Raw genomic sequence first — 12,865 nt, 5'->3', positions numbered from 1 at the left:
GGATAGCTTATTTTTCAGACGGCCTCAGGGTTTGGTTCACCATTCATCCGTGCGTAAGATTTTATGTTTGCAAGGTGCAAAACGCAGCAGGCGCGCTTTTGAACCAACATTGCCGCGTGATGAAAGGCGGGCAGCCCCTTGCATCAAATCCAAACCACTTTATCTGAAAAACATCAAACATAAAAGGCCGTCTGAAAACCTTTCAGACGGCCTGTTGCCAAATTTCACCCCAATATTCAAAAAGCCAAGCCCTTGCCTGCCGGGCACTTCAAACCCAGCCATTTCATGCCGCCCTCGCCGTCGGTTTCTTTCAAGGTCAGCACAAAATCGCCGATGGCCACGCGGTCGCCCTCCACCGGCACGCCTTCAAAGCGCTTTTTAAACAGGCTGCGCAACGTGAGCCGGCGCTCTTCTTCGCTCAACACCAGCCCGTAGGCATCGGCCAAATCGCCGGCCAGGCTCGCCGGATTCACCACAAATTCGCCGAAGAAGCTTTGGTTCAGGCTCAGCGAATGGCCGGTTTCGGCAAAACGCTTGGCCAAGGTGTCCACCTGCTCTTCCGGCACGATATACCAAGCAATATCGCCCGCCTGCAAACGCGTGTCGAGCGAAAGCAGCTGGCGCTCATGATTGCGTATCAGCGCAAAGCAGCGGGTGGCGAGCAAATCCAAATCTTGCGCCACTTCATCGGGGTGCATACCCTCCACATCGGAATCGGCCACCACTTCATAAGCCAAAAGCGGCACCGATGTGCTCTCAGAAAGCCAGATTTCGCGGCTGTCGGCCGGCTCGGGCTTGGGCGGCACAGTCACCCTGAGCCAGCGCGCCACCACCGGAATGGTTGCACCTTGAATCAGCAGCGACAAAATCACCACCGCAAAAGCCACATCAAACAATAAGCGCGCATTGGGCACACCCATCATTAAAGGCATCATGGCCAGCGTGATCGGCACCGCGCCGCGCAAACCCACCCAGCTGATATAGGCCAGCTCGCGGCGGCTGTAGCCGAATTTCCAAATGCTGCTCCACACTGCCAGCGGCCGGGCCACCAGCATCAGAAAAGCCGCAATCAACAGCGCATCCAGGCCGTGCTCGAGCAGGCGCGTGGGCGTTACCAGCAAGCCCAGCACCACAAACATGCTCGCTTGCGCCAACCAGGCCAGCCCGTCCATCACCCGCAACACATGCTCGGTGGCGTGGCTGCGGCGGTTGCCCACCAAGATGCCGGCCAGATAAACCGCCAAAAAGCCGCTGCCGCCGATTAAATTAGTAAAGGCAAACACCAGCAAGCCGCCCGACACAATCAAAAGCGCATACAAACCCTCGGCCAAATGCAGCCGGCGCACCATGCGCGCCAACACGCGCCCGCCGACATAGCCCATCGCCATGCCGAAGCCCATTTGCTGCACCAGCATCAGCAAAAATGCGCCCACGCCGGCTTTTTCCGGCTGCATGGTGAGCGCAATCAGCGCCGTGACCAAGAAAATCGCCATCGGGTCATTCGCGCCCGACTCAATCTCAAGCGTGGCCTGCACCCGCTGATTCAGGCGCACGCCGCTGTTGCGTAACAGGCTGAACACCGCACCCGCATCGGTGGAGCCGACAATGGCCGCCATCAAAATACCGAAGCGCCAATCCAGCCCCATATAAAAAGTGGCAAATGCGCCCAAAAGCGCCACAGTGGCAATCACGCCCCAACTGGCCAGCACCGCCGCCGGCTTGAGCGCGATGCGGAAGCTCTCCATGCTGGTGCGCAAACCGCCGTCGAGCAGAATGACCGCCAAAGCGAGCTGGCCGATTAAAGTGGCGGTGACAAAGCTGTCAAACTGAATGCCGCCTATGCCCTCTTCGCCCGCCAGCATACCCACGCCCAAAAACATCAGCAACAGCGGCAGCCCCAGCCGCGCCGATAAGGTGGTGGAAATCACGCTGAGAAACAGCAGCAAGCCGGTTAATAAAAATAAACTGTTAATGCCATCCATATGTGTGTGTTTTCTGCGAATGCGTGGTTGGTGCGAGTCGGGCAAAAATACCACAAATGTTGCAACAATACAACAGTTTATTGCCGTTTTTTGCCGCCGCTTCAGACGGCCTTTGCGTATGCACCGCGCCTTGCCCCTGCGTTCGAGCTATAATACGCCGTTATTTTTGCTTCAAGATCGGCTTGATTATGGCTTTCGCCTCTTTATTTACCCTGCTGGACGACATCACCGCCGTGCTCGACGATGTGGCCGTGATGACTAAAATGGCCGCCAAGAAAACCGCCGGCGTGGTGGGCGACGATTTGGCGCTCAACGCCAATCAAGTCACCGGTGTGCGCGCCGACCGCGAGCTGCCGATTGTGTGGGCGGTGGCCAAAGGCTCTTTGGTCAACAAGCTGATTTTAGTGCCGCTGGCGCTGTTGCTCTCGGTGTTTATGCCCTCGCTGATTGTGCCGCTTTTGATGATAGGCGGCGCTTTTCTCTGCTTCGAGGGCGTGGAAAAGCTGTTGCACAAATTTCTCAACCGCCAAGTAGCCGCCCACGAGCCGCACGCCGCCACCGATGAAATTGTGGACGAAAAAACCAAAATCAAAGGCGCCATCCGCACCGATTTTATCTTGTCGGCCGAAATCATCATCATCGCGCTGGGCGTGGTCAGCGCCTACAGCATCCTCACCAAATCGCTGGTGATGAGCGCCATCGGCTTGGGCATGACGGTGTTGGTTTACGGCTTGGTGGCCGGCATTGTGAAAATGGACGACATCGGCTTTTGGCTGATGAGCAAGCCCAATGCCGCCGCCCGCACGCTCGGCCGCGGCATCATCGCCTTTATGCCGTGGTTTATGCGCGGCCTGAGTGTGATCGGCACCTTGGCCATGTTTCTCGTCGGCGGCGGCATCATCGCCCACAATGCCGGCTGGATACACGAATTTCTGCACGCCCACCATTGGGACAGCGGCTTAGCCGGCCAAGTGGCCAATCTGATTATCGGCGTGATTACCGGCGCTTTGGTGTGTGCCGTGGTGCTGCCGCTGATGAAGCTTTTGCGCAAAAAAGCCGCACACTAATCAGGTATAATCAAGGCCGTCTGAAAGCTTCGCCGCCATGCAGCCAAGCTTTCAGACGGCCTTTTTCTGCCACCGTAAACCGCCACGAGCCTATTGAATCCCCTATGAGCCTCTTGCACAAACTCGACACCTATTGGCAAAAGCCGCTTCTCTACTGGCCGCTGCTGCTGCTTCTCGCCGCCGCCACGCCGCTCACCTTCGCCCCTTATTACCATTTCTGGCTGATGCCGCTCTTGTTTGCCGCGCTGATCAGGCTTTGGGAATTGCGCCCGCGCCGTGCCGTGGCGGCGGCCTATTTATTCGGGCTGACGGCCTACACCGCCCAATTTTACTGGATACACACCGCTCTGCATGATGTGTCCGGCCTGCCCAATCTTTATGCCGTGCCGCTCACCTTTTTGCTGCCGGCCTTTCTCGCCCTTTACCCCGCCGCCTGCATTTGGCTGTGGGAAAAATTCACCCTGCCGCGCTGGCTGCATATCGGCGTGGCGCTACCGCTTTTGTGGACATTAACCGAATTCGCCCGCGAGCGCCTGCTCACCGGCTTCGGCTGGGGCGCACTCGGCTATTCGCAAATCGCCGATGGCAGCCCGCTGGCCGGCTTCGCCCCCATCGGCGGCATTCATTTGGTTACGCTCGCTGCCGCCTGCCTCGGCGCTTGGCTGGTTTTACTGGTAAACAGCCCCGGCCACACCAAAATCCGCCTCGGTGCCGCCGCCGCCATTGCCGCGCTGTTGCTGGGCGGCCACTTCGCCCGCCAAACCGAATTCACCCATCCCGACGGCAGCAGCGCCACCGTGGCGCTGGCGCAAGGCAATATTGCGCAAACGCTGAAATGGACCGAAGCGCAAGTGGCGCCTACCATTCAGCGCTATTACGATCAAGTGGCACACACCCATGCCGACATTGTGATTCTGCCCGAAACCGCCATTCCGGTGATGCGGCAAAGCCTGCCCGAAGGCGTGATCAACCAATTTGCCGACCAAGCCGCGCGCAACGGCAGCGCCTTGGCGCTGGGCATCGCCCAATACACCGCCGATGGCGCCGGCTATGAAAACGCCGTGATCAACCTGGCCGGCTACAATCCCGACCAAGCCGCCGCCCCTTATTACGCCAAAAACCACTTAGTGCCTTTTGGCGAATACAAGCCCCTGCCCATGCTCACCGAGCCGCTCTACAGCCTCATGAATATGCCGCTGGCCGATTTCAAACGCGGTGGCGCAGCGCAAACGCCTTTTCAGATGGCCAATCAAAAAGTAGCCTTCAATATCTGCTATGAAGACGGCTTCGGCGACGAATTAATCGCCTCCGCCCGCCAAGCCAGCCTCTTGGCCAACGCCAGCAATATGGCTTGGTATGGCCGCTCCAACGCCATGTTCCAGCATTTGCAGCAATCGCAGGCACGCGCGCTGGAGCTCGGCCGCTATATGGTGCGCGCCACCAACACCGGCGCCACCGCCATCATCAACCCGCAAGGCCGCATCGTGGCCGAAGCCACGCCCGACACCACCATGGTGCTCGAAGGCCGCATCCAAGGCTATGCCGGCGAAACCCCTTATATGAAGCTCGGCAGCTCATGGCCCCTGGTGCTCATTATGGCCTTGGCCGCCGCCGCGCTTTACTTCGTCGGCAAACGCCGCCCGCCTCGATAAACCCATTCATACCAATCCAAAAAAATAACCTTACTGCGTTGTCTCGCCTTGCCGTACTATCTGTACTGTCTTCGGCTCGTCGCCTTGTAAGCTTACTTTTTTGGATTGGTATCAGACGGCCTATTGCCCAAGCAGACAACAGGCCGTCTGAAATAAAAGCGCCACACAAATTCTTTATACTCAATCTTGCCAAAATCACAATACCCGAGTAAAATACTCAAATATTAAAAATAAATCAATTTAAAAAATATACACAATTTAACCTATCACCTCTTGAATCCCTACACTGCATTCCTGTCTAATCAAACCTATACTGCCGTCTGTCTCATACTGGTTCTCCGATGCCGACGGTGCTAGAATACCAAGTCGGATACACAATATCCGCCATCTACACGAAGGAAAGCCGAATAATGTCTATGAATAACGCATTAGCATTACCCGTTCCCAGCGGCCACGGCAGCTTGGAACAATACATTCATACCGTAAACAGCATTCCCATGCTCACGCCGGAAGAAGAAACTTCGCTGGCCGAGCGCCAACAAAACGGCGATCTCGAAGCCGCCAAAAGGCTGATTCTTTCCCACTTGCGCGTGGTGGTGTCGATTGCCCGCGGTTATGACGGCTACGGCCTCAACCAAGCCGACCTGATCCAAGAAGGCAACATCGGCCTGATGAAAGCCGTGAAGCGCTTCGAGCCCACCCGCGGCGCGCGCCTGTTTTCATTTGCCGTGCATTGGATCAAAGCCGAAATCCACGAATTCATCCTGCGCAACTGGCGTTTGGTGCGCGTGGCCACCACTAAGCCGCAGCGCAAGCTCTTTTTCAACCTGCGCAGCATGCGCAAAAGCCTTTCCGCCTTGTCGCCGAAAGAAGCGCAGGCGATTGCCGACGATTTGGGCGTGAAACTTTCCGAAGTGCTGGAAATGGAGCAGCGCATGACCGGCCGCGACATCGGCATCATGGCCGACAACAATGATGACGAAGACAGCTTCGCCCCCATCGACTGGCTGGCCGACAACCACACCGAGCCCACCCAGCAAATCGCCCAAAAAGCGCATTACGCCCTGCAAACCGAAGGCCTGCAAAACGCCTTGGCCAAGCTTGATGAGCGCAGCCGCCGCATCGTGGAAACCCGCTGGCTGCAAGACGATGGCGGCCTCACCCTGCACGAATTGGCCGCAGAATACGGCGTATCGGCCGAGCGCATCCGCCAGATCGAAGTCAAAGCCATGCAAAAGCTGCGCGGTTTTCTGGCAGAAGAAGCCGAAGCCATTTGAGTTTACGGTTTAAAATAAACAAGCAGGCCGTCTGAACGATTCAGACGGCCTCTCATTTTACGTTTACGATTAAAAAACAAAATGACACAACATTGACAGTTAAACAAAGGCCGAGACCTTCGCGAAACAGATATCTGTCGCACCCGCGCAGGCGGGCGCCCGGTGCAAAGCAGCGCTTCGCTTATCTCATACCAAATCTAAAAAAATAATATACAAGCAGGCAGCCTGTAGGTCGGATTCTCGAATCCGACACTTGTTCTGTCTTCGGCTCGCCGCCTTGTTATCTTATTTTTTCGAATTGGTGTTACAAAGGCTTAGGCCGTCTGAAAAGCCGGATCAGCTTTCAGACGGCCTCATTGCAACAGCTCAACCGTAGCGGCGCTGGAATTCCTGCATAAAGTCAATCAGCGCTTCCACGCCTTGCAAGGTCATGGCATTGTAGATGCTGGCGCGCATGCCGCCCATCGACTGATAGCCGCGCAAAAGCTGCAAGCCGCGCGTGGTGGATTCTTGGGCAAATAATTCGTCCAGCTCTTTGCTGCCGGTGTGGAAAATCACATTCATTTTCGAACGCGCGCCCGGGTGAACACGATTAATATAAAAGCCGCCGCTGTTGTCAATCGCTTCATATAAGGTTTTGGCTTTCAAGGTATTGATGGTTTCCATTTGCGCCACGCCGCCTTGCGATTGCAGCCAGCGGAACACCAGCCCCGAAATGTAAATCGGATAAGTGGCCGGCGTGTTATACATGCCTTGTTTGTTGATGTGCGATTTATAATTCCACACATCGGGCACATGATCCGAGCAGCGCTCAAGCAAATCTTCGCGGATAATCACAATGGTGGCGCCCGAGGGGCCGATATTTTTCTGCGCGCCGGCATAAATCATGCCGAAATCGCTCACATTGATTTTGCGCGACAAAATCTCGCTCGACATATCGCACACCAGCGGCGGCATATCGTCGCCCAAGCGGGGCACTTCGCGATATTGCAGACCATGCACGGTTTCGTTGATCACAAAATGCACAAAAGCCGAATCTTTATCGATATCCCACGAGCTCACCGGCGGCAGGTTAGTGTAGTTGAATTGCTCGCCGCCGTGCGCCGCCAAATGAATTTCCACATCCGACAATTTGCCCATCTGGCTGTGGGCGATGCGGCTCCAGTTGCCGGTTACCACCGAATCCACGCGCTTGAAGCCATTAGCCAGATTCATCACCGCCATATTGAATTGCGCACTCGCGCCGCCTTGCAGAAACAGCACTTTATAGTTATCGGGAATATCCATCAGCTGGCGCAAATCCTGCTCGGCATGATAGAGAATGCTCATAAACACATCAGAGCGATGGCTCATGGTCATCACCGAAAAGCCGGTGCCGTTGTAATCAAACATCTCGCTTTGCGCCGTGCGCAACACCGAATCGGGCAAAATAGCGGGGCCTGCGGAAAAATTGTAAATCGGGGTTTGGGTCATAATCAAAAGCGCTTTCAAAAATAATAAAACCGGATCAGCCTGGCTACACAGGCCGCACCGGCTCAACAAACATACTGAATTAGCGGCTGATTCTAGACCGCGCCAAGCCTTTCCGCAAGCCATCAGGCAAAATATTTCAGACGGCCTGCATAAGCGCAATCTAGTGAAAACCCAAAAAAAATACAGAAACACCGCTGATAAAAATAACAATTCACCAAATTGAAAATTCAAAAAAGATAAAATCACTATTTTTCAATTGAAAACCAGAATGCGGCATACTGCCGCCAACGCCATACCCTACCGAAGAGGCCGTCTGAAAAACAAAACCACAGGCGGCCAAGCCCGCAACCATAGGCCCGAATGCCGCCCACAGCGCCGATTAAGCCGCATAAACGCCTGCATGCAAAAACTTTTCTTTTACGGATAAACCAGTTATAATTAAGAAATTTTTCAATTTCCAAGAAAAATGGCCACAGGGCCATTTTTTTGTTTCCGTGGAGTAAAATGGATATTCAAACCATACTGGACAAAACCCTGCCGGGCCTGGGCTACGAGCTCGTGGATTTCGAGCTCACCGCCCAAGGCGATTTGCGCGTGTTTATCGACAAGCCCGACGGCATCACCGTGGAAGACTGCGCCACCGTGAGCAACCACTTGAGCCGCCTCTTTATGGTGGAAGATGTAGATTACAAGCGCCTGGAAATCTCCAGCCCCGGCCTGGATCGGCCGCTGAAAAAAGCCGCCGATTTCGCCCGCTTTGCCGGCGAGCAGGCCAAAATCAAAACCCGCCTGCCGATTGAAGGCCAGAAAAACTTCATCGGCCGCATTGAAGGTTGCAGCAACGATATCGTGCGCATCAGCTTCGACGGCAAAAGCGCCGACATCGAATTGAGCAATATCGATAAAGCGCGCCTGAAGCCCGAATTCAAATTCAATAAAGATTAATAAGTTAACGGAGAATCCTGACCATGAGTCGTGAACTGCTGCAACTGGCCGAAGCCCTGGCCAGCGAAAAAAATGTGGATGCCGAAGTGGTATTCAGCGCGCTCGAATTTGCGCTGAGCACCGCTGCGAAGAAAAAAACCGGCCGCGAGCATATGGATGTGCGCGTGGAAATCGATCGCGACAGCGGCGAATACCGCACCTTCCGCCGCTGGCTGATTGTGGTTGATGAAGACTACACCTACCCCGATGTAGAAAAAACCATCGAAGAAATTCAAGAAGAAATTCCCGGCACCACTATCCAAGTCGGCGAATATTACGAAGAGCAGCTCGAAAACGAAGGCTTCGGCCGCCAAGCCGCACAAACCGCCAAGCAGCTGATTTTGCAGCGCATCCGCGATGCCGAGCGCGAGCAGATTCTGGATGATTTCCTGCAACGCAAAGAAGACATCGTGATGGGCACCGTCAAGCGCGTGGAACGCCACGGCACCATTATCGAAATCGGCAAGCTCGATGCCTTGCTGCCGCGCGATCAAATGATTCCGCGCGAAAACTTCCGTAACGGCGACCGCGTGCGCGCGCTCTTTTTGCGTGTGGATGAAATCGGCAACACCGGCCGCAAACAAGTGGTGCTCAGCCGCACCTCGCACGATTTTCTGGTGAAGCTGTTTGAAATGGAAGTGCCCGAAATCGAAGACGGCCTGCTCGAAATCCGCGAAGCCGCCCGCGATCCGGGCCAGCGTGCCAAAATCGCCGTGAAATCCAACGACACCCGCATCGACCCGCAAGGCACCTGCATCGGCGTGCGCGGCTCACGCGTGAATGCGGTAACCAACGAATTATCCGGCGAGCGCATCGATGTGGTGCTGTGGTCTCCCGAAACCGCCCAATTCGTCATCAACGCGCTCTCACCCGCTGCGGTGAGCCGCATTCTGATTGACGAAGACAAACACGCCGTTGATGTAATTGTGGCGGAAGACCAATTGGCGCTGGCTATCGGCCGCGGCGGCCAAAACGTGCGCCTAGCCGCCGACCTGACCGGCTGGCAGCTCAACATCATGACGGTTGAAGAGGCCGAAGAGCGCCACGCCGCCGAAGATGCCGCCATCCGCAACCTTTTCATCGAGCACTTGAATGTGGATGAAGAAACCGCCGATGTGCTGTTGCAGGAAGGCTTTGCCACCTTGGAAGAAGTGGCTTATGTGCCGGCCAGCGAATTGCTCGAAATCGAGGGCTTTGACGAAGCCAGCGTTGAAGCTTTGCGCAACCGCGCCCGCGATGCCATTCTCACCTTGGCCATCGCATCCGAAGAAAAACTGGAAGATGTTGCCGAAGACATGAAAAACCTCGACGGCATCGATCAGGAAATGCTGCGCGATTTGGCGCAGGCCGGCATCACCACCCGTGATGACTTGGCCGAATTATCAGTGGACGAATTGATTGAAATCACCGGCGTTAGCGACGAAGAGGCCAAAAAAGTGATTTTGGCCGCACGCGCACACTGGTTCACAGAAGAAAACTAATTGGGGGTAAAGCATGAGTAACAACACCGTAGAACAATTTGCCGCCGAACTGAGACGACCCGTTGCCGACCTGCTCAAACAATTGCAGGAAGCCGGCGTATCGAAAACATCCGGCAGCGACAGCATCACGTCTGACGACAAAAAACTGTTGCTGGCTTATTTGAAAAAATCACACGGCAGCGAGAGCGGCACCATCAGCATCGGCCGCAAAAAAGCCGAAGTAAGCACCGTGGCCGGCGTGCAGGTGGAAACCCGCCGCCGCGCCCGCACCGTGGTGGTGCCCAGCACCGATGCGCTGGCCGCAGAAGCTAAGGCCAAAGCCGAGCAGGAAGCCGCCGAAAAAGCCGCAGCCGAAGCCGCCGAGCGCGCACGCGCCGAGCAGGAAGCCGCCGCCAAAGCAGCCGCTGAGGCCGTCAAAGCCGAAGCTGAAGCCGCCGCATCGCAAAGCGCCGCGCAGCCCGAAGCCGCAGCCGAAAAGCCGTCTGAAGCGCCCAAGGCCGCTCCGAAAGCGGAAGCCGCTCCGAAAAAACCGGCACCGCAAGCCGCCGCACCCACGCCGGTGGTGAACGCTGCCGAGCAAGCGCTGCGCGATGAAGAAGCCCGCCGCGCCGCTGCGCTGCGCGCCCATCAGGAAGCTTTGCTCAAAGAGAAGCAAGACCGTCAGGCGCGCCGCGAAGCTGTGAAGCTGCAAGCGCAGCAAGAAGCCCAAGCCGCCAAAGAAGCCAAAAACAGCGAAGCACCGCGCTCGGCCAAGCCCAGCGAGAAAAAACCGCTGGCCGCCACCGGCACCGGCTCAGCCGCTGCGGCCAATGCCGGCAATAATGCCGCACCCGCTCCGGCTCGCGCCAAAAAACCCGAGCGCAGCAGCCGCGATGATGCCGCAGGCAACAAACAGCCGCGCGGCGGCAAAGGCAAAGGGCGCGAGCGCACGGGCGGCCGCGATGACGACCGCTCACGCGGCGGCAAAAAAGGCAAAAAACAGCTCAAGCTCGAGCCGAACCAACACGCTTTCCAAGCGCCCACCGAGCCTGTGGTGCACGAAGTTTTGGTGCCCGAAACCATTACCGTGGCCGAATTGGCACACAAAATGGCGGTGAAAGCAGTTGAAGTCATCAAAGTGCTGATGAAAATGGGCATGATGGTTACCATCAACCAAGCGCTCGACCAAGACACCGCCTTGATTGTGGTGGAAGAAATGGGCCATATCGGCAAAGCGGCGCAAGCCGACGATCCCGAAGCTTTCTTGTCCGACGGCGAAGCAGCCGGCGAATATGCTTTGCTGCCGCGCCCGCCCGTGGTTACGGTGATGGGTCACGTCGATCACGGTAAAACCTCGCTGCTCGACTACATCCGCCGCGCCAAAGTGGTGCAAGGCGAAGCCGGCGGCATCACCCAGCACATCGGTGCCTACCACGTAGAAACCCCGCGCGGCGTGATTACCTTCCTCGACACCCCGGGCCACGAAGCGTTTACCGCCATGCGTGCACGCGGTGCCAAAGCCACCGATATTGTGATTTTGGTTGTGGCCGCCGACGACGGCGTGATGCCGCAAACCATCGAAGCGATTGCTCACTCCAAAGCGGCCGGCGTGCCGATTGTGGTGGCTGTGAACAAAATTGATAAAGATTCGGCCAACCCCGAGCGCATCCGCCAAGAGCTGACCGCGCACGAAGTGGTGCCCGATGAATGGGGCGGCGATGTGCAGTTTGTCGATGTGTCGGCCAAAAAAGGCCTCAATATCGACGCGCTGCTCGAAGCCGTGCTGCTCGAAGCCGAAGTGCTGGAGCTGCAATCGCCGGTCGACACGCCCGCCAAAGGCATTATCGTAGAAGCCCGCCTCGACAAAGGCCGCGGCGCCGTGGCCACTTTGCTGGTGCAAAACGGCACGCTGCGCAAGGGCGACATGCTGCTTGCCGGCACCGCATTCGGCAAAATCCGCGCCATGATGGATGAAAACGGCAAACCGATTGATGAAGCCGGCCCCTCTATTCCGGTAGAAATCCTCGGCCTCTCCGATGTGCCCAATGCCGGCGAAGATGCCATGGTGATGGCCGACGAGAAGAAAGCGCGCGAAATCGCTCTCTTCCGCCAAGGCAAATACCGTGATGTGCGCCTGGCCAAGCAGCAGGCGGCCAAGCTGGAAAACATGTTCAACAACATGGGCGAAAACCAAGCACAATCGCTTTCCGTTATCATCAAGGCCGACGTACAAGGCTCTTATGAAGCATTGGCCGGCAGCCTGAAAAAACTCTCCACCGACGAAGTGAAAGTCAACGTGCTGCACAGCGGCGTGGGCGGCATCACCGAATCTGATGTGAACCTGGCTATCGCCTCGGGCGCATTTATCATCGGCTTTAACGTGCGCGCCGACGGCTCCGCCCGCAAGCTGGCCGAAGCCGAAGATGTGGAAATCCGCTACTACAACATCATCTACGATGCCATCGATGATGTGAAAGCGGCCATGAGCGGCATGCTGGCGCCGGAAGAGAAAGAAAACATCATCGGCACGGTGGAAATCCGCCAGGTGATCAGCGTATCGAAAGTGGGCAACATCGCCGGCTGTATGGTCACCGACGGCATGGTGAAACGCGATTCGCACATCCGCCTGATCCGCAACAACGTGGTGATTCACACCGGCGAGCTCGCTTCGCTCAAGCGTTATAAAGACGATGTGAAAGAAGTGAAAATGGGCTTCGAATGCGGCCTGATGTTGAAAAACTACAACGAAATCGTGGAAGGCGACCAACTGGAAGTGTTTGAAATTGTAGAAGTGGCGCGTTCGCTGTAAATCTGCTTGTTATGCATCAAAGGCCGTCTGAAAAAGTTTTCAGACGGCCTTTTTAAATCCAAATGCTTAGGGTCTGTTCACATTTCATCACGCGGCAATATTTTGGCTCAAAAACGCGCCTGCTGCGTTGAAAATGCTCGCAAGGTGTTCAACCTTGCTGT

Annotated in this window: 9 protein-coding genes; 6 read left to right on the top strand and 3 right to left on the bottom strand. The window is 56.2% G+C overall.

Features of this window, described 5'->3' with window-relative positions; translation table 11 throughout:
• Nucleotides 1-236: 236 nt before the first annotated feature.
• Nucleotides 237-1,982, bottom strand: a complete 1,746-nt coding sequence (locus tag EV680_RS03720) for a potassium/proton antiporter (RefSeq protein ID WP_132953354.1) — start codon at nt 1,980-1,982, stop codon at nt 237-239.
• Between the two features lie 188 nt (nt 1,983-2,170).
• On the opposite strand from EV680_RS03720, the gene EV680_RS03715 reads away from it, so the two are divergent.
• The 3 genes from EV680_RS03715 to rpoH all read left to right on the top strand — a co-directional run bounded on the left by EV680_RS03715 (nt 2,171) and on the right by rpoH (nt 5,978).
• Nucleotides 2,171-3,049, top strand: a complete 879-nt coding sequence (locus EV680_RS03715) for a DUF808 domain-containing protein (protein ID WP_132953352.1) — start codon at nt 2,171-2,173, stop codon at nt 3,047-3,049.
• A gap of 104 nt (nt 3,050-3,153) precedes the next feature.
• The gene (lnt, locus tag EV680_RS03710) at nt 3,154-4,701 is read left to right on the top strand and encodes an apolipoprotein N-acyltransferase (protein ID WP_132953350.1); all 1,548 of its coding nucleotides are present in this window, start codon (nt 3,154-3,156) and stop codon (nt 4,699-4,701) included.
• A gap of 416 nt (nt 4,702-5,117) precedes the next feature.
• Nucleotides 5,118-5,978: an RNA polymerase sigma factor RpoH gene (gene rpoH, locus EV680_RS03705; RefSeq protein WP_165870900.1), complete on the top strand. Its 861-nt coding sequence runs from the start codon at nt 5,118-5,120 to the stop codon at nt 5,976-5,978.
• A gap of 366 nt (nt 5,979-6,344) precedes the next feature.
• Here the strand turns inward: rpoH and serC are convergent, their stop codons facing one another.
• Together serC and EV680_RS03695 are read right to left on the bottom strand one after the other, a co-directional pair.
• Nucleotides 6,345-7,451: a phosphoserine transaminase gene (serC, locus tag EV680_RS03700; protein ID WP_132953348.1), complete on the bottom strand. Its 1,107-nt coding sequence runs from the start codon at nt 7,449-7,451 to the stop codon at nt 6,345-6,347.
• Nucleotides 7,452-7,696: 245 nt separating this feature from the next.
• Nucleotides 7,697-7,933 (bottom strand): hypothetical protein, encoded by a 237-nt coding sequence (locus tag EV680_RS03695; RefSeq protein WP_132953346.1) that lies wholly within the window; start codon nt 7,931-7,933, stop codon nt 7,697-7,699.
• 22 nt (nt 7,934-7,955) lie between these two features.
• Here EV680_RS03695 and rimP point away from each other — a divergent pair, with 22 nt between their 5' ends.
• From rimP to infB, 3 genes are read left to right on the top strand one after another with little or no spacing between them, the layout of a single operon-like run.
• Nucleotides 7,956-8,396: a ribosome maturation factor RimP gene (gene rimP, locus EV680_RS03690; RefSeq protein ID WP_132953344.1), complete on the top strand. Its 441-nt coding sequence runs from the start codon at nt 7,956-7,958 to the stop codon at nt 8,394-8,396.
• Nucleotides 8,397-8,419: 23 nt separating this feature from the next.
• Complete coding sequence (nusA, locus tag EV680_RS03685; RefSeq protein WP_132953342.1) at nt 8,420-9,916, top strand: transcription termination factor NusA; 1,497 nt, start codon at nt 8,420-8,422, stop codon at nt 9,914-9,916.
• A 13-nt stretch (nt 9,917-9,929) separates the two neighbouring features.
• On the top strand, nt 9,930-12,704 hold the full coding sequence (infB, locus tag EV680_RS03680) for a translation initiation factor IF-2 (protein ID WP_132953340.1): 2,775 nt from the start codon (nt 9,930-9,932) through the stop codon (nt 12,702-12,704).
• The last annotated feature ends 161 nt before the right edge of the window (nt 12,705-12,865 follow it).

It is taken from the genome of Uruburuella suis (assembly GCF_004341385.1).
In the GTDB taxonomy this organism is placed as follows: Bacteria; Pseudomonadota; Gammaproteobacteria; order Burkholderiales; family Neisseriaceae; genus Neisseria; species Neisseria suis.
This window is presented reverse-complemented; position numbering and strand designations above follow the sequence as displayed.